This window comes from Spirillospora sp. NBC_01491, from assembly GCF_036227065.1.
GTDB classification, from domain to species: Bacteria; Actinomycetota; Actinomycetes; order Streptosporangiales; family Streptosporangiaceae; genus Spirillospora; species Spirillospora xylanilytica.
Genome location: NZ_CP109432.1, coordinates 5,171,066 through 5,194,988, shown reverse-complemented (window position 1 = coordinate 5,194,988; position 23,923 = coordinate 5,171,066). Strand labels below are relative to the sequence as shown.

Sequence of the window (23,923 nt, the reverse complement as noted above, 5' to 3'; positions counted from 1 at the left end):
GCTCTCGTCGACGCCCTTGACCTGCCCTGGAGCGCCTCTCCAGCTTGACCGGCCCGTCCCCCTCGCTGCCCGTTACGGCCACCCCCGATCGATTCTTCGGGACCGCGCCCGGTCCCGTCGACCAGTGTGCATTGTTGACTTTCAAAAGTCCACAATTGGTGGCCACTCAACCCTATCTTGCAGCCCCTCGTAATCGCCGCCAAATATCGGGCAGCTATTCAGCGTGCCAGATAGATACATTCCTCATTGCACAACATCGTCAAATTCCTTCAGATGCCGCATGCTGACACCTAGTCCGCGCGTGTTTAGCGAGAAAGGGAATCGAAGCTATCCTCTTGGAGTCGAGATGATCCCAGAACAGCGCTGATGGTCGATGCGACGGGCCGCAGCGGATGATCTCGGTGGGGGTGACGATGACGTCGACTCGGAAGTCGTGCTCGTCCTCGGGTAGGTGTTCGTCCACGACCTGGAGGTCGTGGACGGTGGTGACGATGATCGTGTCGGGGCCGACGAGCCCGGCCTCCTGCGCAAGGGCGAACTCGATGTCGGAGTATCCGGCCCCCTTGCCGAGGCGGGCGCCCTGGTGGTTGACCGCTACCGTGCCGCACAGGATCAGGTCGACCGGACGCATCTGGGACGGCATGACCTTCGGCGCGACGGCCTCGGCCGTCTTGCTCATAGCGGCCTCAACAGGCAGCCGACCAGGGTCGAGTTCGTAGAACGGGTGTTCGTCCGCGAGCCGCGGGACGGCCATGTAGACGAGCTTGCCCTCGCGAAGCGCGCGAGTGCGAACAGGCAACTGCGCCCGATCGGGGTTGGCCTTGATGACCTGCGCAGAACCCCAGGCCGGCAGCGATGTCAGCAGCTCGGTCGCGCGCTCCGATCCGATGAAATCAGGGATGTGCCCGTGGACACCGCGCTCTCGAACGACATTCTCCTGCTCCAGCAGATCCCAGACGCGGTGCCTTGCTTCGTCCTTGCCCTGGTCGGTGCCCATCCCTGATTCGTACGTGGTCAGGCAGCCGTCATCAAGGCCAACAAACGATCGTTGACTTCCCTGACCCTCGGCTCCCTGCGCCACGGGGCCAGCTCGCGTCCGGCGGTGAACACCAGGTTCATGCCGCCACCGCCCCGGGTGGCCTCCACGACGGTGATGGCCTCGTGCAAGCTGGCCAAGGCGGCATCGAGCTGGCGCGTCCGAATGTGGGCGAGGCTGAGATTGCCCAGAACGATGGCACTGGACTTGTTCCCTTCCCGCCGCAGTGCCGTGAGAGTGCCAGCGGCTCGTTCCGGCCGCCCCAGGAACAAGTAGCTGGAACCGGTCAGCCGTCCATGGTCGTCAGGGGTGAAGAACCCGGCAGCGGGATCGGCGTCACCGCTCTTGTCGAACTCGGCGAGCGCCCCACCAAGCGACTTCTCGCAACGCTGGGCATCCTGGAGCATCGCGTGCGCCTCCCCCACATGCATCAATGCGATGCCTGCCAGAGCAGGACTGACACCGCTGGCGGTACGGGCGGCGGACTTGGTCAGCGCCAAGCCCTTGCGGGGATCACATAGGCCGTAGAGGGCGACGTAGCTCATGCGTAGTTGAGCATGCGCTTCGGCGAAGCCGTCGCCGACCTCCCTCGCCGCCGCGACGGCGGCCTCGAAGTAGGCCAAGGTCGTCGCGTGGTCACGGCGTTGGGACGTGTCCCACACCAGTTGGCCCATCAAGGTGGCCGACTCGGCCTCAACCGCGAATAGCTCGCGAAGCACCCGGCCGGCGAGGGCGTGCTGGCGCAGGTAGGCGACCTGTCCGTGACACTGTCCCGCCGATGCCAGCAGCAGCGCCGACGGAACCCTGTCGTACTCCTCGGTGAGCGTTTGGACACGCTGCCGCAAGTGAGCGGTAGTGATCAAGTCGACGCCGGTCGGGTTTCCCAGCGCGTGAGCCAGCCGTTCATCACGGTGCGGCTCAACCGACCGGACGTCATCGAGGAGGACATTCAATTCCTCCAGCGAGATCCGGAGCTCGGTAGCCAGACGAGGCCGAATATAGGGCAGCGGATCGGTCTCGGCGCGCTCCCAGCGGCCCACCGTCGAACGCTCGACCCGCAATCGCTCGGCGAGTTGCTCTTGGCTGTGACCGGCGGCGCGGCGCTGTCGCGCCAGGCGGTGCCGTTTGAGTGCCATCTACCGGCCTCCCGACGTCTCTCCGTCCGACCCTGCCGACCTCTCACCCGTCCTCGCAGGTCAACCCGCACGATGCATCGCCGATGCCGCATCGATGCCGCATCCTCGCTCTGGCTCACCCGGCCACCACGCAGTTCGGTGTACCCGTCAGCGTCAGCGAGCCGATACGGAACGTGATCAGCCCTGGTCTATCACGTGGTTCGTCTGGCCGCCGGAAGACGGAGGCAAATCGACATGGCCGACAATCACCCCACTCAGTGGCCTCTGCGCAACGTCATGGAGTTCGCATGCCTGCCGAGCGCCGCCCGCTGGGCGCGTAAGCACACCCGGGACATGCTCCTCCGCTGGAACCTGTCCCATCTGACCGACAACGCCGAGCTCCTGACCTCAGAGCTGATCACCAACGCCTACAAGGCCGCCGGGGTGGACGTCGAAGCGCACGGCTACACCGCCCTGATCGGCGTCCCGCCGATCCAGATGCGACTCGCGTCCGACCGTCGCCGACTTCTCATCGAGGTCTGGGATCCCAGTCCCGAATCTCCCATCGCCAAGGAAGCCGACCAAGAGGCCGAGTCCGGACGCGGCCTGTTCATGGTCGACTATCTGGCCCAGAAATGGAACTATTACCACCCCACCACCGGCGGCAAAATCGTCTGGTGCGAACTTACCGACGAGCAAACATCGACTCGCATACATCAGGGGTGAAGCGCATATTATGCGTGAACGATGCCAACAGACATATAGAGCGAAATCCCACATCGTGCCGACTTTTAACAACTCGTCAGGAAAAGGGACTTCGCGGGCTGCTCAGGTCATGGCTGCCAGGACCGTCTGGATCACTCCAGCAACCGTGGCGATGACTGTGAGGACAGTCATCAGTCTCTGCTTGGGCTCGACAGTAGGCCGCTCCGGCAAGGGCTCGCTGTAATGCGGCTCTGGTCCGCGCCCCGGACGAGGAGCAGGCGCGGTGGCTTGCCGAGGACTACGGCGATAGCCGAGCAGTCTGAGTAGCGCATCGGTCTTGTACACCGAGTGAGATGGCTCGCGTGTGCAAGCCATGAGACGCCCGCTGGCTGGGTGTTTGCAGGGCCATCCCCTACTCGTCTCGACACCACACAGAGTGGGAACAGAGCACAACTCGTAGTATGCCCAGGTCAAGAGCGGCAAGATCCATAGCTGTGGGTAGCCGGACTGCCAGGCCAGCACCGACAGCAAGACGACTGCGCCCCACCAGCACAAGATCGCGTTACGTCGCTTCTCAGCTTGAGTCTGCCGCCGCGCCATGGCTCCCCCGCCCGCACTGTTTCTGCTCGACGGAGGCAGCATAGACACGGACGCTCTGTCTGTGAATGCACTTTTACACACTGGAACACCGGCGGTCATATTTTCAGACAATGATCTATCGCACCAACTCTTCTTGTAAGAACATTGGCTTTCACTTAAAAATGAATCGTCATCACTCTACCGGCGAGTAGGGTCTGATATTCAAGTGAAGCGACTCATGATATACGTCCCATGGGTGCGGAACACTTGGTCTTCGTCGGAGGGGTGAGCGGCCAGTGTGAAAGTTCCGAAAACTCGATGATGCCATCGGCCTACGAGACATGCAGTGGCTGGATCTCTCCAGCCCCCTCCCTCTTGCTGCCTGTCAGATGGCCCCTCGGTTGCGGGTCTTAGCCAGCGCGTCCAGGGCGGTTTCGTCGGCGTCGGGGAGGGTGTGGAGGTAACGCTCGGTTGTTGCGATGGAGGCGTGGCCGAGGCGCTCTTTGACTACCTGGAGGTCTGCGCCGCCGTTGAGGAGCCAGGAGGCGTGGGCGTGGCGTAGGTCGCGCATGGTGGGCTTGAAGTTGAGTTCGGCCGCTTCCAGGGCGGGGTTCCAGATCCGGCGGCGGAACCAGTCGCTTGGGATGTGGCCGTCAGTCTCGCGGGTGCGGGGTGTGCGGGGGTTGTCCTTGCCCTTGGCTCGGCGGTCGGCTCGGTAGATGGCGACAGCCGCCTTGCAGTGGGAGCAGCGGCATTTCCCAGCGGAGTAGGCACTGAGGGTGGCGTGACGGTAGCTGCGGCCGTTCTCGTTCGGGGCGGTCATGCCGAGTCCGGCGGGGTCGGCGACGAGTCGGGGCCGGGTTCGGGGCTGGGTGGTGTCCTGGCGGAGGACGAAAAGGAGATCCTCGGCACTGAGGTTCTTGGTCTTGATGTGTTCCTCAAGCTTGTCCGTGATCTGGGTGCTGAGCTTGAAGCGGCGGTACTCCTTGTCCTTCGGGTAGTCCTTGACCAGGAAGCGGCCGCCCGTCGGGTGGAACTTCGGGTGTATCTCCACGACCGCGCGGCTGACGGTGAGGATGCGGGTGCGGATCTTGAGGTCCTTGACGCGGAGTTCGGTCAGCTCACCCCAGCGGAGGCCGCTCTCGATCTCGGTTTCGGCGAGGAGTCGGAAGTCGCCTTCGGGGAGGGCGTGGTACGCGTCGTCGAACTGTTCGGGCGTGATGATCTGGAGAGGCTTCTTGGGGACCGGCGGAGTCTTCACCCCCCGGCAGGGATGGATGAAGGTGACCTGGTCGTCCAGGGCGGTGGTGAAGATCGCGCTCAAGAGGATCTTGTTGTAGCGGATCGTGACCGGCTTTACGCCCCGATCTTTGAGCTTGGTGATCCAGTTGCGGACGTGCTCGGGGAGTATGTCGATCATGCGCATCGTGCCGAACTCCGGCATGACGTGCTTGTAGAGCGAGTACGTGTACGCCTCGCGGGTGCTGGCCTCGATCTGGTGGTTGGGGAGCCAGGTCTGTTCGACGTAATCGCGAAAGCGCTGTTTCCCTCTGGCCGGATCTCCGGTGCGGCCCTTGGCCACCTCGACCTCTGCTCGTTGCCATGCCTTGTCGGCCTCCTTCTTGCTGGAGTGAGTGCCGGCCGAACGACGCCGGCCTCGGATGTCGTCGTAGTAGGCGGTGTAGCGGGGCTTCCCGTCCACACCGGTCCGCTTGCGGGAGTGACCCATGAAGACCTGACCTTCCAGGTGATCGTCCGACCCTCGTTTGACCCTGGACGCTGAGTGACGGGTTGGTTTGGCCCGTCAGGGCCCGACACCAGTTTTAGGCCATCTACCTGCGATTTTACAGAAGTGGCCTTGATTCACGAGGGTTCGTATGAACGCGGAGGGGCGTTCGGGACGAAGAGGTCGTGGGTTCGAATCCCGCCACCCCGACACCAGGTCAAAGGGCCCTTTCCTTCGCGGGAAGGGCCCTTTGCCTTGTCCGTACAGCAGCGAAGTACAGCAACGCCTACGAACCGAACTGCTCCCCGAGCTGCTTGAGCGCCCGCCGGGCCGTCTCATCCGAGACCAGGATGCGCATGGCCACCCGAGGGCGACGTCGAGGGCGACGAGCAGGGTGGCACAGGTCCGCCGGGTGTCATGGATCTTGACCCGCCGCACACCCGCCCTCTGGCACCGCGCCTCGAAGCTCCGGTTGAAGTTGCACGGGTCGACCGGGCCGCCGTTGCGGGTCGTGATGACGAGCCCCCTGTTGATCCACTTGCCTCCCGCAGCCTCCCTTGCGGCCTCCTGGCGCTCCTGTTGGAGCTGGAGATCGTTGAGGCGGATCCCCGGAAGAGGCAAGGTCGCGTCCGACGCCTCAGTCCTGGTCTGACGGTGCAGGAGTTCGCGCCGAACCCGCTGGAGTTGCCACTCCACATCGAGCGTCTGACAGTCGAGATCGACCACCGACCGAGGTAGGCCGAGCGCCTTCCCCTTACGCAGCGGGCGGGCCGGCCATTGGAACGAACCTCCGAATGGGCATTGACAAACAATCACGGCCGACAGATGATCGGCTCATCCAGGATCCCCCGAAGGGAGCTCGAAATGCGAATGATGGGCAATCGAGTCCTGTCCATAGCGGCCGCCGCGATTACCGTGGTCGTGGCGCCCGTTGTGGTTGCCATTCCGAGCGCAGCGGCGAATGAGAAGGGCGCCGAAATCATGGCCGGATGCACGAACTGGACGCCGCATATCAGGGGAGTCATCTCCGGCACGGCCAAGGTGCACAGCAGCTATTCGGGGTCATCCCAGGTGATAGCCACGTGGAAGTACGGTCAGCTTTTCCGTGTCGACAAGCGTTGCGTGAACAGTTCCGGAAACCTGTGGTGGCACTCGGACTGCTGCACTGGCGTTAAAGGCTACATCTGGAACGACTATACAAAGGTCGCCGGAACCTGATGAATCAACAGGGCTCGCCTAGCGATCTGTGGCTGTAGGTCGCAGCCGCATTTCGGCTGGTGAGCCCTGGACTGGAGCGCCCGCTCACCGAGACCCGCGCCAACGGCGATAGACCGCGCTCGGCCACCGCTTGGACTGGGGCCTCGTCCACCGGCGGTCCAGTACGAGGTCGTAACGAAATCAGGTGACCGCCTTATGGTGTTCCAGTGTCACCGCGATGCTCACTTCGATGTCACTCACCCCAACTCCGCCAGCTCCATCCGAGCCGAGATGGTCATGCAGGAGGCCAACGCCGCCTCAAGCAGCTCGTGAGGCCGCAGGCCAACCGAGCCGCCCACCTCGTCCTTGACGGTGTCAGCCAACCCCGCGTTCTGCCCCGCGCGGAACTGGACCTGATACGGCGTCGTCAAATGCCTGTGCCTCCACTATGCCGAGCTCCTCTCGATCGTTCGGCAGGGGACGGGGATGGCGACGGCAGAACCCATCAAGGGCGCTTCGCGTTCCTTCGGAATCGGGCAAGCCCGCCCCTTGACGGACCCCGCTTCGCGGTCGGCGGGCGGCTGCGCCCGTCTCTAGACTTGCCGCATGCCCGACGCGAATGATCTCCCCAGGTACCGAGTTCTCACCGGCCCCGACGATGAGACTTTCTGCCGGAGGGTCAGCGAGACGCTGGACCTCGGTTACGAGCTGCACGGCTCGCCTTCGGTGACGTTCAACGGGGATCGCGTGATCGTGGCTCAGGCACTTGTTCGGCCGCAGCCCTGACGGACTCTGGTGTGCGTGCTCGAAGCGGGTGCTTCGTCGGGTGGGCGGTCGGAGCCGGCATGGAGGACGCCCACCGTGCCCCTCGGCGAGTACGGGTCGGCGTGGTGGGTCGCGTGTTCAATCGGTGGTGGTGTGGTCCTGCACGTTCTCCATTCGGCCGTGCAGGACCTGCTCATTGATCTCCAGGTGGTTGATCAGGCGCAGGGCGGCGGCGACGGCGTTGCCGACGAGCTCGCTGGCGACCTCGCCGTATTCGACCTGGAGGACGCGTTCGTCGTCGGTCGCGTACTGCTGGTCCCGGCCGGCGGTGGCGTGGGCCAGGAAGGCGATGACGTGCAGTTTGGAGCACGGGACGGTGAGGGTCAGCAGTTCGCGTTCGGTGCGGTCGAGGCGCACGCCCTCGTCTTCGCCGCCGAACAGGAGTCCGTAGAGGACGTCCTTGGCCTCGCGGAGCAGGTCCTCGCCGCGCGGGGAGCGGTGGCAGGGGACGATGAGGTCGCCGCCCGGTTGGGGCGGGTCCAGCAGGTGGCCTTCCGCTTGGAGGACGCGACGGTCGTAGGCCCGGTACCGGCGGATGAAGGCCGGCAGGGTCTTCTCGGTGAGGCCGAGGCCGTGCAGACGGGCCGTGCGGGCGGCGCGTTCGCTGCCGGGCCCGGAGGGGCGCGGGACCTGGCAGGGAATCAGCGGTGCGGGATCGTGCTCCGGGAGCAGCGCGGTGAGGAGTTCCTCGACCAGCCAGTCGACGGACTGCTCGCGCAGTCGGCGCCGGACGCGTTCGCGCAGCTCGGCCGCCACCTCCCGCCGGATCTCAGCGACCATCCGTACGGCGTCGCCCATGTGCGCCCCCTCGCCCCCGTCCCCCGCCCGCGATCAAGACGAAGGAAACTCTTCGCAATGAGATGGTAACTCACCGTCAGGGACGGTCGGTTTTGGGCCTGGAGTACGTGATCAGGTCTCGTCGGATCGCACTTCGATCGGGCCATGGGGTTCGGCGCTGTCGGGTTGGTGAATCCGGGGCTTTGCAGGTGCCCTGGTGGACGGGAGGGATCGCCGGCCAGGGCACCCGCGTTCGCTCACGGCCAGCCCAGCCGTGAGCGAGTTCGGTCAGGTCGTGTGCACCGTCACGCCTGTCGATCGAGCTGCCTGAACGATGTTCTGGCCGGGCCGGGAGGGAAGAGGCCCGGCCAGGACATCGCGTTCGTCCACCGTCCTGGGTGCGGACCGCGAACGAGGTGTCCGGGGCGCTCGCCCGGGCCGCCGGCGACAGGGGGGCGAGGCGGCGCGGGCTTGTGGGGGTTCCCCGAACTCCTGAGACGCTATGAGCGGCGGTTATCAGGCGCCTATCGGCTGGATATCGCGTGGCGATGGGCGGCGGGTAGGGCTGGGCATACCCGCAGGATGGGGGGCCACCGTGATGTCCGGGAGGCGCGGAACGGCTGGGATGGAGGTATGACTTCCACACTCCCCGGCGCCGACGACCGGCGGCCGGCCTTGACGTCCGCCGACCCTCACGGTGGGCCTGTGCCGCTCGTCCCGCGGCCGCGGCCGGAGCCGGTGGCGAACGCGGTGGACCTCGTCGAGGCGACCCGGCGGTACGGGGCGCCGGAGACGGCGGTGCGGGCGCTGGACGGCGTGACGATCAGCTTCCCCGCGGGCTCCTGGACGGCGGTGATGGGGCCGTCCGGCTCGGGCAAGTCGACGCTGCTGCATTGCGCGGCGGGCCTGGACCGGCTGACCTCGGGCCGGGTCCTGCTCGCCGGGCAGGAGATCACCGGGGCGCCCGACGCGGTGCTCACCGCACTCCGCCGCCGGACCATCGGCTTCGTCTTCCAGAGCTTCAACCTGATCGGCTCGCTGACCGCCGAGCAGAACGTCGCGCTGCCGCTCCGGCTGGCGGGACGGCGGCCGTCCCCCGAGGCCGTCCGGGAGGTGCTGACCAGCGTCGGCCTCGGAGAGCGGATGCGGCACCGTCCGCGCGAGATGTCCGGCGGGCAGCAGCAGCGGGTGGCGATCGCCCGCGCGATGGTGACCCGTCCGGCGGTGCTGTTCGCCGACGAGCCGACCGGGGCGCTGGACTCGGCGTCGGCCCGCATGGTCCTCACGCTGCTGCGGGGCATGGTGGACGCGGCGGGGCAGAGCATCGTGATGGTGACGCACGACCCGGCCGTGGCCGCCGGCGCCGACGCGGTGGTCTTCCTGTCCGACGGCCGCGTGGTCGACCGGCTGCTGCGCCCCTCGGCGCGCGAGGTCGCCGACCGGCTCGCCCGGCTGGAGGGCTGACCGTGCTGCTGATGTCGGCGCGGATGCTCCGCGAACGGTGGCGGCTGTTCGCCGGGGCGGTGCTGAGTGTGGCACTGGGCGTCGCGCTGGTGCAGTCGTCGCTGATGACGATGGCGTCCACCGCGGACTCGAAGGTCCCGCCGGGCGTGTCCGGCCGCGCCGCGGAGGAGATCCGGGAGGGATACGCCGGGGCCGCGACGCTGCTCGGGATGACGGTGATGCTGGCGGGGTTCCTCGCGGTCTTCATCGTCGGCTCCACGTTCACGTTCACCGTGGCGCAGCGGCGCCGCGACCTGGCGCTGTTCCGGATGCTCGGCGGGAGCCGGCCGCAGCTCGTCCGGCTGCTGCTGGGCGAGGCGCTGCTCCTCGGGCTGATCGGGACGGGACTCGGCATCGCGCTCGGGGTGCCGGGGACGTGGGCGCAGTCGTGGACGCTGGTCGCCCTCGGGATGCTCCCGGACGGCTTCTCGCCCTCCTGGACGAACGGGATCCTGCCCGTGTCGGCGGGACTCGGCCTCGGGGTGACGCTGGCCGGGGTGCTGGTGGCGTCGCTGCGCGCGGCGCGGGTGCGCCCGCTGGAGGCGCTGCGCGAGACGGGCGGAGCCGCGCGCGCCATGACCGTCACCCGCTGGCTGGTCGGGCTGTGCTTCCTGGTCCCGGCGGTGGTGCTGATCCCGGTGGGCCGGACCTCGGACGTGCTCGGCGCGATGCTGGTCGCGATGGCGGTGTCGATCTGGGGTTCGGTCGCGTTGAGCCAGTTCAGCCCGTTGATCGTCCCGCTGGTGGGGCGGCTGCTCGGGGTGGCGCTGCGGGCGGGCACGCTGGGCGGGCTCGCCGAGGCCAACCTCCGCGACGGGGTCCGGCGCAGCGCGTCCACCGCGGCGCCGCTGATCGTCCTGGTCTCGCTGGTGATCGGCCTGACCGGCACGCTGAGCTCGCTGGCCCGCGCCACCGGGATGGACGTCGAGCGGGTCACCGCGGGCGACCTCGTCGTCGCCTCCACCGGCGCGAACGCCGCGCGGATCGCCGCCGTCCCGGGCGTCGCGACCGCGTCGCCGCAGGTCTCGGTGGACATCTCGGTCACGGTCACGCACCACGCGGAGGGGCGCCAGGGGCGCCGCACGCACCACCTGGGAATCGTCACCGTGGACGGCCCGGCGTACGAGCGGACCCACCGTCCGGCCCCGCGCGCCGGGTCGTTCGACCGGCTGCACGGCCGTACGCTCGCCGTCGGCTCCGGCCTCGCCGCGGAGGGGATCCGGGTCGGTTCCAGGGCGACGGCGAAGATCGGCGGGACACGGCGGACGCTGCGGATCGTCGCGTCCGTCGCCCCGACGCTGGAGAACGGCAGCGAGAGCTTCCTGATCCCGCGCGAGCTGGTGCCGGCGTCGCTGACGGCGGGCGCGCCGGCCGAGACCGTGGTCCAGGTGGGGCCCGGCACGTCCGCCGGGGCGGTCGCGGACCGGATCCGCGCCGCCGGGATCGGCACGGTGCGCACCGTGCCGCAGTGGGCCGGCGACCGGGTCGCCGAGCAGCAGCGCGGCAACGACGGGATCATGATGGTGCTGATGGGGCTGGGCGGCCTCTACGCCGCCGTCGCCGTGATCAACGCGGTGGTGATCGCCGGTGCGGAGCGCCGAGCCGAGTTCGCCACCGCGCGGGTGTCCGGGCTGAGCCGCGCCCAGGTCGTGCGGACGGCGCTGGCCGAGGCGTGGGCGGTGACGACGATCGGGCTGCTGCTCGGCGGGCTGGTCGCGGCGGCGGCGCTGGCCGGGTTCGCCACCGGGCCTGGGCCGAACATCCTCGTCGTCCCGTGGGGCCTGCTCGCGCTCCTGGTCACGGGGTCCTACCTGGTGACCGGGCTGGCCAGTATGTGGACGACCGCGTCCGCGACCCGGACCGCGCCCGTCCTGCTGATCGCCGCCCGCGAATGACCCGCGAGGCCCGAGGACCTCGGCAGCCGGCGGAGACCCGCCTGGTGTAGCTGGCTACACCAGGAGTTCGGGAGAGTACGCCCATCCGCCCGGAGTCCGCCGATGGCACGGTTGAACACAGGTCAGAACGGACCGAGATTCCACCGAAAGGACCCCCTGATGAAGTCCCTCCTCGTCCTCGTCCTCATCGCCGCCATCGCCGTCAACGTCTCCACCAGCTTCGCCTTCGACGGCGCGTTGCAGATCATCGTCAGCGTCGGGACCGGCGTCATCGCGATCGGCTCGGCCGCCGGTCTCTTCCTGCTGCGCAACAAGGCGAGCTGACCGGGGCCGCACCTCAGGGTGCCCTCCTCCGACCCCTCACCTGAGCAAGTGCGCACGGCCATCGGCGAACGGCTCTGCGCGTGCGACGGCGATCACACGGTCTGCGCCGGTTCCGTGGCCCAGGAGGCGGGCGACCACCCCGACGCGTACGCCGCCCGGATGGGGTCAGTGCGGCGAGTGGCGCTTGTGCTTCTTGTGCTTCTTCTGCTTCTTGTGCGTACCGGTCTCCCACTCGTAGCCCGGGGTCTTGTTCTTGCAGTACCTGTCGCTCACGACGGTGTCGCTCGCGTCGTGCTCGCACCAGCGTTGCTGCGAACACGCACTCGTTCCGAGCCCTGCGACCAGAACGGCGGACAACGCCAGGCCGACCGAACGCGCCTTGATCATGGGTGCCTCTTTCACGGCCGGGGGGAACCTGTGACCGGCCGAGGGTAGTCCACCGGGCGGCCGGAGCGGCACTTGGCCGGCAGCGATCCCGCCGCGCCGCCGGCGCAAACTATGCTGTCGGCCGTGAGCGATGACCCGGCCGACGAAACGCGGGAGCGCATGGGCGCACCCGGCCGCGAATACCGCATCGGCGAGCTCGCCCGCGCCGCCGACGTCCCGATCCGGACGCTCCGCTACTACCAGGAGCGCAAGCTGCTGCCCCCGCCGCGTCGCACCGGGCGGATCGGGCTGTACTCCGAGGACCATCTCGCCCGGCTGCGCATGATCGGGAACCTGCTGGAGCGCGGCCACACCCTGGAGGGCATCCGCGAGCTGCTGTCGGCGTGGGAGCAGGGCCGCGACATCGAGACGGTGCTCGGGGTGGAGAAGGCCGTCACCACTCCGTGGTCGAACGAGACGCCGGTGACGATGACGCTGGCCGAGCTGGCCGCGCTGTTCCCCGGCGAGGTCGGGCCCGAGTCCGTCGAGCAGGCCGTCGCCATGGGGCACATCGAGGTGGACGGCGACCGCGTGACGCACTGGAGCCGCCGCCAGCTGGAGGCGACGGTGACGCTGGTCCGTGTCGGCGTGCCGCTGACCGAGGTGCTGGCCGCCAGCGTCGAGCTCCAGCGCAGCATGGACGACCTGGCCGCCATGTTCGTCCAGCTCATCACCACGCATGTGGTGGAACGGATCGCCGGTCAGGACCTCGCCGAGCTCACCGACACGCTCGCCCGGCTCCGGCCGGGGGCCGAGGTGTCGGTCGAGGCGGGCTTCGCCCGCGCGATGGACCGCCAGGTCCACGCGGCGATCGACGAGGTGCTCGGCCGCCTCGGCTCCCCGTAGTCCTGCTCCTCCGGGCACTGTGCTCGCACGGGTCGCACGGGCCCCTTTGGGCGATACTGGGGGCATGGTCGACGATGAACGCTGGAAGGCCCGTTTCCGGGCCGCGCGGGTGAGCCTGCCCCGCTGGGCGCGCGACGCCCCGCACCGCAGCACCTACCGGTCGAACGCCACGGGGACGTGGGAGATCTATGCCTGGGACCGGGAGACCGGCGACCGGCGGCAGGTGACCGAGCGTCCGAACGGCACCTGGACGGGGGGCGTCGACCCCGCCGGCGAATGGATCTGGTGGTTCGCCGACACCGACGGCGACGAGTTCGGCGTCTGGAAGCGGACCCCGTTCCAGCCCGCACCGGACGCGGGCGGTGGCGTGGGCGAGAGCGTGCCGGCCGTGCCGGGGCTGGAGCCGTCCTACCCGTCCGGCCTGGTCCTCGGCGCGAGCGGGCTCGCCGTCGTCGGCCGGTCGACCGACAACGGCAACTCCGTGCATCTGTGCCGTCCCGGCGCGGCGCCGGAGCTGCTCTACCGGCATGCCGAGGACGCGCACGTCGCCGCGCTGTCCAGGGACGAGGGCCTGATCGCGATCGGGCACAGCGAGCACGGCGACAGCAGGCACATGGCGCTGCGCGTGCTGCGCCCCGACGGGACGACCGTCGCCGACCTGTGGGACGGGCCGGGCAAGGGCGTGTACGGGACGGCGTTCGCGCCGGTCGCCGGGGACGGCCGGCTGCTGGTCGGGCACGAGCGGCGGGGCCGCGACGAGCTGCTGATCTGGGATCCGGTCGCGGGCACCGAGCGCGAGATCGTCCTCGACCTGCCCGGCGAGATCGGCGCCGAGTGGTACCCGGACGGGTCCGCGCTGCTGATCTCCCACTCCCACCAGGCACGGGACGAGCTCTACCGCTACGACCTGGACGGCGACGGCTCCCTCACCCGGATCGACACCCCGCGCGGCGTGATCGGCGGCGCCGCCGTCCGGCCGGACGGGACGGTCGAGTTCTCGTGGTCGTCGGCCGCCGAGCCGCCGGTGATCCGTTCGACGTCCGGCGCGGTGGTGCTGGCCCCGCCCGGGCCGCCCCCGCCGCCGTCCGTCCCGGTCGAGGACGTGTGGGTGGACGGACCGGGCGGCGCGATCCACGCGCTGGTCAGCAGGCCCGAGGGCGGCGGCGACGGGCCGCTGCCGGCGGTGTTCGAGGTGCACGGCGGCCCGACGGCGCAGGACGACGACTCGTTCGTGGCGACGGCGGCGGCGTGGGTCGACCGCGGTTTCGCGGTCGTCCGGGTCAACTACCGGGGCTCGACCGGGTACGGCTCGCGGTGGCGGGACGCGATCGAGGGCCGGGTGGGCCTGACCGAGCTGGAGGACATCAAGGCGGTCCGCGACTGGGCGGTGTCGTCGGGCCTCGCCGATCCGGAGCGGCTGGTGCTGACCGGCGGCTCGTGGGGCGGCTTCCTCACCCTGCTCGGCATCGGCACCCAGCCAGGCGACTGGACCGTGGCGGTCGCCGCGGTGCCGGTCGCCGACTACGTCGCCGCGTTCGAGGACGAGATGGAGGGCCTCCAGGCGTTCGACCGGTCGCTGTTCGGCGGCTCGCCGGACGAGGTGCCGGAGCGCTACCGGGAGTCCTCGCCGATCACCTACGTCGACCGGGTCCGGGCACCGGTGCTGGTCCTGGCCGGGGAGAACGACCCGCGCTGCCCGATCAGGCAGATCGACAACTACCTGGCCAGGCTGGACGGGCTGGGCCTGCCGCACGAGGTCTACCGCTACGACGCGGGGCACGGCTCCCTGGTCGTCGAGGAGCGGATCATCCAGATGGCCGCGGAGATGGCCTTCGCCGCTAAACATCTGGGTATGTCCTGATATATACCCCGCCGGGCCGGGGTGATCCGGCCCGGCGGGGTTTACCGGTTCGACGCGGAGGGGATTCCTCCGTTCGGCCGCTTATGAGCAAATCCGGTCCGGATGACCGGTGGCCCCCCGGCGCCGCAGCCGACGTTGCGGCGCGACGCTCAGCCGACGCTCTCCACCAGGAGGGCCAGCTATCCGGGGGGACACATGAACCAGCACCATGCAGCCGAACCGATCGGCCGTGCCAACCGCGCCGGCCCTACCGGCCAGGCCTGCCACCACCGTCCGACCGGCCGAAAACAGCGGGCGGTGCTCAGGACCGTCCTGCTGACGGGCTTCGCGGTCACGGCCGCGGGCTTCACCGCCAACGGTCCGGCATCCGCCGACACGACGTCCCCAGGGGGGCGCACTTCCGCCGCCGACGCCGCCGGATCCTCCGCCCGCCTGTACAAGGCCCCGCTGCGGGCGGGCTCGCGGCGCATGTCCAGATCGCTGCTCATGGAGCAGCGGTTCGCCGAATGGTCGCTGCGCTCCAACGGCATCCGCTGGCAGTCGAGCGGCGGATGCTCCGACCGCGAGCGGGAGAGCTGCACGTCCTTCGACAAGATCCGCTGGGGATCGGTGGACGGGCTGATCGACTTCAAGAAGGACAGCGGCTGCCCGCTGGTGATCACCGGCGGGACCGAGCGCGGGCACGCTCCGGGCCGCTACAGCCACGGCACCGGCTACAAGATCGACATCGTGCCGACCGCGTGCACCGACGCCCGGATCCACCGCTTCCGCCACCTGGGCACCCGCGGCGACGGCGCCGAGCTCCACCGCTCACCCGCCGACGCGGTCTTCGCCCGGGAGAGCGACCACTGGGACATCACCTTCCGCTGACCGGCTCAGGCGCGGACCTCGCGGATGATGCCCACCAGTTCCCGGGTCACCGACTTGAACCCCGGGATCCGGGACATCGACACCATCCGGTTCACCAGCGGGACGGTCCGCTCCACCAGCAGGTAGGTCTTGCGGCAGCCGGGCGAGTCGTCGTGCACCCAGTAGAGGACGATGCCCATCGAATACAGCCACAGCAGCTCGGGCAGCTCCGCCCGGAACTCCTTGTCGATCTTGAGGCTGGACCCGTCCACGACCTCGCGGTAGATCGCCACCGCCGAGTCCCGGGCGGGGCCCGACTCCGCGCTGAACGGGTTGAGCGGACTGGTCGGCTCGGCGGCGAACTTGAAGAACTTCCCGGCGAACTCGTGGTAGGGCACCATCGTGTCGACCCGCGCCTTCAGCACCCCGAGCAGCCTCGGCGCGAAGTCGCGCTCGGCGCCCAGCACCGCCCGGCAGGCCGCGACGTGCTCGTCCTGCAACTCGTCGTAGTACGCCTGGATCAGCTCCTCCTTGGAGCCGAAGTAGTAGTAGGCGTTGCCGACCGAGACGCCGGCCTCCTTGGCGATGGCCCGCATCGTGGTCGCCTCGAACCCGCGCTCGCGGAACAGCCGCAGCGCGGTCTCGACGATCAGCGCCCGCGTCTGCTCGGACTTCACGGCCTTCGTCTCGGTCACGTACGCCAGCCTAAAGCCCGCCGCCGCTCACCGAACCCGCCTCCGCGGTCACGGTCCGCGCACCGCAACCGAAAGCACGCCGGCGGTGTTGACCGGACATGTCTACCTCTCTAGCAGTTCTCAAACGCTTCTACGCGGCGGAAGCGGAGTACCTGACCTCCGGCGGACCGGGGAAGGCCGACTTCGGCGGCATGGCGAAATGCCTCGACCCCGAGGTGACCCTGCACCAGGCCGCGTCCCTCCCCTACGGCGGGACGTGGCGCGGCCACGCGGGCATGGAGCGGTTCATGGCCACGATGAGCGAACTGTGGGCGTCGCTGGAGTTCGTCGACCAGCGGTTCGCCACCGAGGGCGACACCGTCGTGGCCTACAACCGCGCCATCATGTGCTCGCGCGCGACCGGCCGCTCGCTGGACGCCTCGATCGTCCAATGGATCACGATCAAGGACGGCCTCGTGGCGGAGTTCCGCCCGTACTACCTGGACACCGCCGAGGTCATCGCCACCCTCACGCCCTGACCCGGACGCGAGCCGGGCGGACGAACCGAAAGGCCCGTCCGCCCGATCCGTCCGCCCCCGCCCCTCGGTCCCGCGTTCGGGCCCTAGGGACGGTGAAGCGCCGGTCTCAGCGGCCGGTGCCGCCGTAGACGACGGCCTCGACCTGCTCGGACTCGAGGTCGAAGGAGCGGTGCGCGGCGGCGACCGCGGTGTCGATGTCGTCCTGGGCCACCACGACCGAGATCCGGATCTCCGAGGTGGAGATCATCTCGATGTTGACGCCGGCCTCGGCGATGGCCGCGAAGAACGTGGCCGTCACCCCCGGGTGCGAGCGCATGCCCGCGCCGATCAGCGAGACCTTGCCGATCCGGTCGTCGTAGCGCAGCGACTCGAACCCGATCCGCTCCTTGAGCTTGTTGAGCGCGGTCAGCGCGCTCTGCCCGTCGGTGGCCGGCAGGGTGAAGGAGATGTCGGTGCGGCCGGTGGAGGCCGCCGACACGTTCTGCACGATCATGTCGATGTTGATCTCGGCGTCGGCCAGCACGGTGAAGATCGTGGCGGCCTCACCGACCTTGTCGGGCACCCCCACCACGGTGATCTTGGCTTCGCTCCGGTCGTGCGCGACGCCGGAGATGATCGCCTGCTCCATGTCGTGCCCCTCGATCTCGCTGCTGTCGACGACCCACGTGCCTTCCTTCTGGCTGAACGAGGACCGTACGTGGATCGGAATGTTGTACCGGCGCGCGTACTCGACGCAGCGCAGATGAAGGATCTTGGCACCGTTGGCGGCCATCTCCAGCATCTCCTCGTAGGAGATGCGCGGGATGTGCCGCGCCGCCGGCACGATGCGCGGGTCCGCGGTGAAGATCCCGTCGACGTCGGTGTAGATCTCGCAGACGTCGCCGTCCAGCGCGGCGGCGAGCGCCACGGCCGTGGTGTCGGAACCGCCGCGGCCGAGCGTGGTGATGTCCTTGGTGCCCTGCGAGACGCCCTGGAAGCCGGCGACGATGCAGATGGACCCCTCGTCCAGCGCGGTCCGGATCCGGCCGGGCGTCACGTCGATGATCTTGGCTTTACCGTGCGTGCCGTCTGTGATCACCCCGGCCTGGGAGCCGGTGAACGAGCGGGCCTCGTGGCCCAGGTTGGCGATGGCCATGGCCAGCAGCGCCATCGAGATGCGCTCTCCGGCGGTGAGCAGCATGTCCAGCTCGCGTGCCGGAGGCAGCGGGCTGACCTGCTTTGCCTTATCGATCAGGTCATCCGTCGTGTCGCCCATGGCGGAGACCACGACGACCACGTCGTTGCCCGCCTTCTTCGTTGCGACGATGCGCTGGGCGACCCGCTTGACGCACTCGGCGTCGGCGACGGAGGAGCCACCGTACTTCTGCACGACAAGAGCCACGGGTGGGCGCTCCTCGGATCGGGGTCGGGCGTACCGGCAAAAGTCTACCGATGCCCACCCGACGCGGTTACGGGGAGGTAACTCCAATCAGCAGTAGTACCGCGGATCGTCGCTGAAGCCGTAGTGGACGGCGTCCGCGCCGAGCGAGAGCCACGCCAGCGCCGGACGCCCTGGCGGCAGCGGCGGGCTCGCCGGCCGCGGCGGGTCGAACGCCGCCCAGTCGACCACCGGCGCCGCGTCCGGCGCGGTCCGCAGATACGGGACGAGGTCGACGTCGGCGACGTGGCGGCCCGCGTCGTAGACCGACAGTGTGAGGCACTCGGGCGGCTGGCCGTCGTCCTGATCGATCTGCCGGAACGGGCTGCCCCGCAGGTGGCCGAGCAGTTTTCCACAGGCCCAGCGCAGTTCCCCCAGGTCGGCGGTGACGACCCGGTCGAACGAGTTCGTGCCGTAGTTGTCGGCCATCTGCCCGAACTCCAGGACGTACCAGCCGTACCGCCCCTCGGACGGGACGCCCTCCCGCGCCGGCGGCGGCTCCGAGTCCGCGTCCATCCATTCCGGGCACAGCACCGCGAAGCGCTGCTCCCACTCCGCGGCGTCCGGTGCTCCGCTCCAGCGCAGTGCGGCGGCGAGCGCGCTGACGGCGAACGCGTCCGACGGGTCCAGGTCGGTCGCGCGCCGGGCGGCCTCGACGAGCGAGGCGAGGAGGGCACGGCCCGCCTCGTCGGACTCGGGCAGCGGGGGGCCGTCCCGTCCGGACTCCTCGACATGGTGGTCCCAGGCCGCCGCGTGCAGCGAGACCAGCCCGACGGCCGCCGCGGCGTCGCCGGGGTCCGCGGCGAGCAGCCCGTCCAGCAGGGCGATCACCTCGTCGTGGCGGCGGGCGATCTCCGCCTCCCACGCCTCCTCGGGGTCGGGCTCCTCGTCCGGGTCGGACTCCGCGTCGTCGGGGTCGATGTCCTGGTCCCAGGGCTCCTGCGGGCGCATCTCCAGCAGCTCGCGGTCAAGGAGCGAGGCGAGCAGCAGGGCCGCCTGCCGATCACCCCGGTCGAGTTCGAGCGCACGGCGCAGCCACGGCTCGGGGTCGCCAGGCGCGTCGCGAGGGAGCCACGGCCGCGGGTTCAGGCACAGCAGGCGTCCCAGCATGGACGCGGCCTTCGCGTGCCCGCCCTCGGCGGCCTCCAGCAGCGGCTCACCCGCCGCGTCGAACTCGCCCGCGTCGAGAAGCGCGGTGGCGCGGTCGAACCGCCGTTGAGGATCCATTCGGCCGGACACTCCGGGAGCTGATGTGTGGAACCGGGGCCTACTGGACCGCGGCGGCCTGTTCGTTGACGACGTCCAGGCGGGCGTTGGCGATGACGGCGTGCAGGGCGCGGAGGGCGGCGCCCGCGTGGTTGCCCCAGTGGTTGAAGTAGGAGTACTGCCACCACCACAGCGCCTCCAGCGGACGGTCCTGCTGGAAGTGCCGCAGGCCGTGCACGAGATCGCTGGCGACGTCGACCAGGTCGTCCGACAGCCGGTAGGACGTGGGCTCGGTGTCCTTGTAGGGGTCGAAGACCTCCACGTACTCGTCCACGGAGGTGAGGCGCTCGGCCAGGCCCTGCCGGACGGCGTCGAGGTCGGGGTCGTCGCCGACCTCCGGCTCCCAGTTGTCCGGGAGGATCACGTCGGCGCTCGCGCCGAGCTGGGCGCCGGCCAGGATGACCTGCGAGACCTCCAGGAGCAGCAGGGGCACGGTGTGCGCGCCGCCGTCGCCGCGCGCGACGGCCTCGAGGCCGTTCAGATAGTTGTCCACATGGCGCGCCACGCGTTCGGCGAGGGCGTTCCAGTCCTGCGGGCTGTTGGAGTCAGACATCGAGCAGCCTCCGTCCTTCGAATGCGCGGCCCAGCGTTACCTCGTCGGCGTACTCGAGGTCGCCGCCCACCGGCAGGCCGCTGGCCAGGCGGGTGACGGTGAGTCCCATGGGTTTCACCAGCCGGGCGAGGTAGGTCGCGGTCGCCTCGCCCTCCAGGTTGGGATCGGTGGCGAGGATCAGCTCGGTGACCGTGCCGTCCGCCAGGCGCTGCATCAGCTCACGGATCCGCAGTTCCTCGGGCCCGACGCCCTCGATCGGGCTGATCGCGCCGCCGAGCACGTGGTACCGGCCGCGGAACTCACGGGTCTTCTCGATCGCGACGACGTCCTTGGACTCCTCGACCACACAGATGGTCTGCGGGTCGCGGCGGACGTCCCGGCAGATGCGGCACTCCTCTTCCTCGGCCACGTTCCCGCACGTCTTGCAGAAGCGGACCTTGTCCTTGACCTCCTTGAGCGCCGTGGACAAGCGCTCGACGTCGACGGGATCGGCGGCGAGGAGGTGGAAGGCGATCCGCTGCGCGCTCTTGGGGCCGACGCCGGGCAGCCTGCCCAGCTCGTCGATGAGGTTCTGGACCACCCCTTCGTACAACGGTCCCTTCCTTTCACGTTCGGTCGGCGTTCCCCGACGGACCGGATGCCGTGCCCTTCCGGTACCGGACGCCGGTCTCGGCGGCCGGCCGGTCGGCGGCCTTCGTCAGGTTGTGGCCTGCGGACTTCGACAGCGGCCCCGCGCCGGAGGTTTTGGCCTTTCAGCACGGGCTTTTCGTTCTGACTTTTCGTTCCTGCGCACGTCCCGGCCCGGATGGGCGGCCGTGGACGGGGCCATGGGGCGGATCCGTACGGTGACGGCTCCGCTCCCCATTGAGGACAAGGCTCACATAGACGGTGCGGGTGAGGCCAGGGCTTGATGTGCCAAGGTCCCCGAGGTGCCGGGGCGGTTCAGGCGCCGGGCAGCCCGCCGGGGCCGCCGAGACCGGGGAACCCGCCCGGCAGTCCGCCGGGGCCGCCGAGTCCGGGCACGCCGCCTCCGCCGAGTCCCTCGGCGAGCGGGCCCATCTTCTCCTGCTGGAGCTCCTGCGCGACCCGGCCCGCGTCGCGGATCGCCGCGAGCACCAGGTCGGCGATGGTCTCGGCGGTGTCGGCCGGATCATCGATATCGACGGCCTTCGGGTCGATGGTCAGGCCGGTGACCTCGCCCTGTCCGTTGACCGTCGCGGTGACCAGCCCGCCTCCGGCGGTGCCCTTCACCTCGGTCTCCGCGAGCTCGCGCTGCGCGGTGAAAAGCTGCTCCTGCATGCGCTGGGCCTGCTGGAGCAGCTCCTGCATGTTCAACTGACCACCGGGTTCCACGGTGCACTCCGTTCTTCCGGCCCTGGTGAGGGCCCTGTTCTCGGCGACCCGCCGACCACCGGACGTCTGTTCCCCCGAGACTACGGGTTTCGCACGAGATCCGGTAAGCACCGGTGGTGCGTCCCGTTCCGGCGGCCGGTTCAGGAGTTGTCGATCTCCCGGATGACCTGACCGCCGAGTTCGCGCTGGATGAGCGCCATCCCGTTCATCTCCGCCTCGTTGCCGTCCGCGTCGGCGTCGCCCTCGGGGTCGACCTCTTCCCTCTCGTCCACCGGCGAGGGCTCCGAGGGCGGCGGGGGCTCGTCCGGGGGAGGCGGCAGCGGCCCGGGGTCGTCCGCGCCCCGCCGTCCGCCGGAGGACACCGAGCCGGACGGCCCGGGAGGCGTCGCCGACCACGGTCCCTGGCTGGAGGGCGCTTGCGCGGTCGCGACCGCGGCCCCGCCGGCGGACCCCGCGGAAGGAGCGGCGCTCTGGCCGTATCCCTGCCCCGTCCCGCCGGCCCCTGCTCCCTGCCCTTGGCCGCCGCCCTGTCCCTGGCTGTGGCCGTACCCCTGGCCGGCCACGGGCCCGGACCGTCCACCGGGCCCGGCCGAGCGCGTCCCGGTGGACACCGCTCCGGCGAGAACGGTGTCGACCCGCCAGTCGACGCCCATGCGCTCCTTGAGCACCTCGCGGAGAACCACGTCACGGCCGCCGTTGGCGAAGTTGGTGCGGGCTCCCTCGGCCTCGAAGGAAAGGGTGAGCAGGTTCCGGTCGAGCGAGACCGGCCGCACCCCCGACATGATCACCATCCAGGCGACGCGGCTCTTCTGCTTGACGGCCTCGACGATGTCCGGCCACAACTGCTGCACGGTCGCGACGTCCCCCTGCGCGGGCGGGGGGCGTTGCCCGGACGGCGCCTGCTGAGCGGGCACCTGCTGAGCGGGCTGCTGCTGAGCGGGCTGCTGCTGAGCGGGCTGCTGCTGACGGGACGGCGGTTGAGCGGGGGGCTGCTGCGGGGACGGTCGCTGTGAGCCGCCTTCCTGCGCCGGGCCTGACCGAGCACCTGCCTGCCCGCCACCAGCCTCCTGCCCCTGCCGTTGGCCCTGGCCCTGCCGTTGGCTCTGGCCTTGCCCCTGCTCCGGCCCTTGCGCCTGTGCTTGCCCTTGCTCCTGTCCCTGCTGGACGGGCGGGGGAACGGCCGCGAAGGCGGGCGCGGGAACCGAAGGAGCGGTCCCCCCTGCGCCCGAAGCCCCCTGGGAGCCGCCCGCCGAACCGTTCCCGAGACCGCCGCCTTGCGCCGCCTGGCGTTCGAGCCGATCCAGCCGGGCCAGCATCGACGACTCGTCCTCGTACGCGGCGGGCAGCAGGATGCGCGCGCAGATCAGTTCCAGCAGAAGCCGCGGCGACGTCGCGCCGCGCATCTCGGTGAGTCCGGTGTGCAGCAGGTCCGCCGCGCGCGTCAGTTCCGCCGCCCCCATGGACGCGGCCTGCCGCCGCATCTGCTCCATCTCGTCCGGCGGGACGTTCAGCAGCCCGGAGCCCCCGGCCTCCGGGACGTTCGTGAGGATCACCAGGTCCCGGACGCGCTCCAGCAGGTCGGCGGTGAACCGGCGCGGATCCTGGCCGCTCTCGACCACGCGGTCGATGGCCGCGAACACCGCGGCGCCGTCGCGGGCGGAGAAGGCGGCGACGACGCCGTCCAGGAGCGTCGAGTCGGTGAAGCCGAGCAGCGACACGGCGCGCGCGTACGTGATGCCGTTCTCGTCCGAGCCGGCGAGGAGCTGGTCCAGGATCGACAGCGTGTCGCGCGCCGACCCCGCTCCGGCCCGGACGGCCAGCGGCAGCGCGGACGCCTCGAACGGGACGTCCTCGGCCCGCAGGATCTCCTCGACGAGGTCCTGGAGCACGCCGGGCGGGATCAGCCGGAAGGGGTAGTGGTGGGTCCGGGACCGGATCGTCCCGATGACCTTCTCGGGCTCGGTGGTCGCGAACACGAACTTCAGATGCGGCGGCGGTTCCTCGACGAGCTTCAGCAGCGCGTTGAAGCCCTCCCGGGTGACCATGTGCGCCTCGTCGATGATGTACACCTTGAAGCGCGCCGACACCGGCGCGAAGAACGCGCGTTCGCGCAGGTCGCGGGCGTCGTCGACGCCTCCGTGCGAGGCGGCGTCGATCTCGATGACGTCGATGTGGCCGGTCCCGGTCGGCCCGAGCGCGACGCACGAGTCGCACTTCCCGCACGGTTCCGGGGTCGGCCCCTGCTCGCAGTTCAGCGAGCGGGCCAGGATGCGGGCACTGGACGTCTTACCGCAGCCGCGGGGGCCGCTGAACAGGTACGCGTGGTTGATCCGCCCGTTGCGCAGCGCCTGTTGCAGCGGATCGGCGACGTGCTCCTGCCCCTTGAGCTCGGCGAACGTCGCTGGCCGGTACTTGCGGTACAGAGCCAGACTCATGGGGTCCGCCCTCCCTCGAGAA

At 69.7% G+C, this 23,923-nt stretch carries 23 protein-coding genes; 10 read left to right on the top strand and 13 right to left on the bottom strand.

What is annotated here, in order from left to right:
* Positions 1 to 259: 259 nt before the first annotated feature.
* Together OHA34_RS24310 and OHA34_RS24305 are read right to left on the bottom strand one after the other, a co-directional pair.
* Positions 260 to 997 (bottom strand): 5-formyltetrahydrofolate cyclo-ligase, encoded by a 738-nt coding sequence (locus OHA34_RS24310; RefSeq protein ID WP_329519005.1) that lies wholly within the window; start codon positions 995 to 997, stop codon positions 260 to 262.
* 17 nt (positions 998 to 1,014) lie between these two features.
* Positions 1,015 to 2,172, bottom strand: coding sequence for a helix-turn-helix transcriptional regulator (locus tag OHA34_RS24305; RefSeq protein ID WP_329519004.1), 1,158 nt, complete (start codon positions 2,170 to 2,172; stop codon positions 1,015 to 1,017).
* Positions 2,173 to 2,406: 234 nt separating this feature from the next.
* On the opposite strand from OHA34_RS24305, the gene OHA34_RS24300 reads away from it, so the two are divergent.
* A complete protein-coding gene (locus tag OHA34_RS24300; protein ID WP_329519003.1) occupies positions 2,407 to 2,877 on the top strand; it encodes an ATP-binding protein in 471 nt (156 codons plus the stop codon).
* A 943-nt stretch (positions 2,878 to 3,820) separates the two neighbouring features.
* Here OHA34_RS24300 and OHA34_RS24295 read toward each other — a convergent pair.
* Positions 3,821 to 5,164, bottom strand: a complete 1,344-nt coding sequence (locus OHA34_RS24295) for a tyrosine-type recombinase/integrase (protein WP_329519002.1) — start codon at positions 5,162 to 5,164, stop codon at positions 3,821 to 3,823.
* 861 nt (positions 5,165 to 6,025) lie between these two features.
* Between OHA34_RS24295 and OHA34_RS24290 the strand changes: the two genes are divergently transcribed.
* Positions 6,026 to 6,379 (top strand): hypothetical protein, encoded by a 354-nt coding sequence (locus OHA34_RS24290; protein ID WP_329519001.1) that lies wholly within the window; start codon positions 6,026 to 6,028, stop codon positions 6,377 to 6,379.
* Between the two features lie 236 nt (positions 6,380 to 6,615).
* On the opposite strand, the gene OHA34_RS24285 is transcribed toward OHA34_RS24290, so the two are convergent.
* The gene (locus OHA34_RS24285) at positions 6,616 to 6,789 is read right to left on the bottom strand and encodes an OsmC family protein (protein WP_285939383.1); all 174 of its coding nucleotides are present in this window, start codon (positions 6,787 to 6,789) and stop codon (positions 6,616 to 6,618) included.
* 175 nt (positions 6,790 to 6,964) lie between these two features.
* Here OHA34_RS24285 and OHA34_RS24280 point away from each other — a divergent pair, with 175 nt between their 5' ends.
* Positions 6,965 to 7,144, top strand: a complete 180-nt coding sequence (locus tag OHA34_RS24280; RefSeq protein ID WP_285939384.1) for a DUF1737 domain-containing protein — start codon at positions 6,965 to 6,967, stop codon at positions 7,142 to 7,144.
* A 117-nt stretch (positions 7,145 to 7,261) separates the two neighbouring features.
* Here OHA34_RS24280 and OHA34_RS24275 read toward each other — a convergent pair whose 3' ends face one another.
* The gene (locus OHA34_RS24275; RefSeq protein WP_285939385.1) at positions 7,262 to 7,981 is read right to left on the bottom strand and encodes a hypothetical protein; all 720 of its coding nucleotides are present in this window, start codon (positions 7,979 to 7,981) and stop codon (positions 7,262 to 7,264) included.
* Between the two features lie 717 nt (positions 7,982 to 8,698).
* On the opposite strand from OHA34_RS24275, the gene OHA34_RS24270 reads away from it, so the two are divergent.
* From OHA34_RS24270 to OHA34_RS24260, 3 genes are all read left to right on the top strand, one after another.
* A complete protein-coding gene (locus tag OHA34_RS24270; protein WP_443029657.1) occupies positions 8,699 to 9,424 on the top strand; it encodes an ABC transporter ATP-binding protein in 726 nt (241 codons plus the stop codon).
* Between the two features lie 11 nt (positions 9,425 to 9,435).
* Entirely contained in the window at positions 9,436 to 11,358 is a 1,923-nt protein-coding gene (locus tag OHA34_RS24265; protein WP_329522444.1) for an ABC transporter permease, read from the top strand.
* A 159-nt stretch (positions 11,359 to 11,517) separates the two neighbouring features.
* Positions 11,518 to 11,682 carry a hypothetical protein gene (locus OHA34_RS24260; protein ID WP_285939389.1) on the top strand — a complete coding sequence of 55 codons (165 nt, stop codon included), beginning with the start codon at positions 11,518 to 11,520 and terminating at the stop codon, positions 11,680 to 11,682.
* Between the two features lie 165 nt (positions 11,683 to 11,847).
* On the opposite strand, the gene OHA34_RS24255 is transcribed toward OHA34_RS24260, so the two are convergent.
* Positions 11,848 to 12,084: a hypothetical protein gene (locus OHA34_RS24255; RefSeq protein ID WP_329518999.1), complete on the bottom strand. Its 237-nt coding sequence runs from the start codon at positions 12,082 to 12,084 to the stop codon at positions 11,848 to 11,850.
* A gap of 108 nt (positions 12,085 to 12,192) precedes the next feature.
* Between OHA34_RS24255 and OHA34_RS24250 the strand changes: the two genes are divergently transcribed.
* The 3 genes from OHA34_RS24250 to OHA34_RS24240 all read left to right on the top strand — a co-directional run bounded on the left by OHA34_RS24250 (position 12,193) and on the right by OHA34_RS24240 (position 15,685).
* Positions 12,193 to 12,954 carry a MerR family transcriptional regulator gene (locus OHA34_RS24250; RefSeq protein WP_285939391.1) on the top strand — a complete coding sequence of 254 codons (762 nt, stop codon included), beginning with the start codon at positions 12,193 to 12,195 and terminating at the stop codon, positions 12,952 to 12,954.
* A 64-nt stretch (positions 12,955 to 13,018) separates the two neighbouring features.
* Positions 13,019 to 14,815, top strand: a complete 1,797-nt coding sequence (locus OHA34_RS24245) for a prolyl oligopeptidase family serine peptidase (RefSeq protein ID WP_329518998.1) — start codon at positions 13,019 to 13,021, stop codon at positions 14,813 to 14,815.
* A gap of 297 nt (positions 14,816 to 15,112) precedes the next feature.
* On the top strand, positions 15,113 to 15,685 hold the full coding sequence (locus OHA34_RS24240) for a hypothetical protein (RefSeq protein WP_285939393.1): 573 nt from the start codon (positions 15,113 to 15,115) through the stop codon (positions 15,683 to 15,685).
* 5 nt (positions 15,686 to 15,690) lie between these two features.
* On the opposite strand, the gene OHA34_RS24235 is transcribed toward OHA34_RS24240, so the two are convergent.
* On the bottom strand, positions 15,691 to 16,359 hold the full coding sequence (locus OHA34_RS24235) for a TetR/AcrR family transcriptional regulator (protein WP_285939394.1): 669 nt from the start codon (positions 16,357 to 16,359) through the stop codon (positions 15,691 to 15,693).
* A gap of 98 nt (positions 16,360 to 16,457) precedes the next feature.
* Here OHA34_RS24235 and OHA34_RS24230 point away from each other — a divergent pair, with 98 nt between their 5' ends.
* Entirely contained in the window at positions 16,458 to 16,877 is a 420-nt protein-coding gene (locus OHA34_RS24230) for a nuclear transport factor 2 family protein (RefSeq protein WP_285939395.1), read from the top strand.
* Positions 16,878 to 16,983: 106 nt separating this feature from the next.
* On the opposite strand, the gene OHA34_RS24225 is transcribed toward OHA34_RS24230, so the two are convergent.
* From OHA34_RS24225 to OHA34_RS24200, 6 genes are all read right to left on the bottom strand, one after another.
* Positions 16,984 to 18,258 carry an aspartate kinase gene (locus OHA34_RS24225; RefSeq protein WP_285939396.1) on the bottom strand — a complete coding sequence of 425 codons (1,275 nt, stop codon included), beginning with the start codon at positions 18,256 to 18,258 and terminating at the stop codon, positions 16,984 to 16,986.
* An 87-nt stretch (positions 18,259 to 18,345) separates the two neighbouring features.
* Complete coding sequence (locus tag OHA34_RS24220; protein WP_329518997.1) at positions 18,346 to 19,521, bottom strand: hypothetical protein; 1,176 nt, start codon at positions 19,519 to 19,521, stop codon at positions 18,346 to 18,348.
* A gap of 40 nt (positions 19,522 to 19,561) precedes the next feature.
* Positions 19,562 to 20,113, bottom strand: a complete 552-nt coding sequence (locus tag OHA34_RS24215; protein ID WP_329518996.1) for a DUF5063 domain-containing protein — start codon at positions 20,111 to 20,113, stop codon at positions 19,562 to 19,564.
* On the bottom strand, positions 20,106 to 20,705 hold the full coding sequence (recR, locus tag OHA34_RS24210) for a recombination mediator RecR (RefSeq protein WP_285939399.1): 600 nt from the start codon (positions 20,703 to 20,705) through the stop codon (positions 20,106 to 20,108). The genes OHA34_RS24215 and recR overlap by 8 nt, the downstream gene beginning before the upstream one ends.
* 350 nt (positions 20,706 to 21,055) lie before the next feature.
* Positions 21,056 to 21,442 (bottom strand): YbaB/EbfC family nucleoid-associated protein, encoded by a 387-nt coding sequence (locus OHA34_RS24205; protein ID WP_432763052.1) that lies wholly within the window; start codon positions 21,440 to 21,442, stop codon positions 21,056 to 21,058.
* Positions 21,443 to 21,606: 164 nt separating this feature from the next.
* Positions 21,607 to 23,901 carry a DNA polymerase III subunit gamma and tau gene (locus OHA34_RS24200; protein WP_329518995.1) on the bottom strand — a complete coding sequence of 765 codons (2,295 nt, stop codon included), beginning with the start codon at positions 23,899 to 23,901 and terminating at the stop codon, positions 21,607 to 21,609.
* Positions 23,902 to 23,923 lie beyond the last annotated feature (22 nt).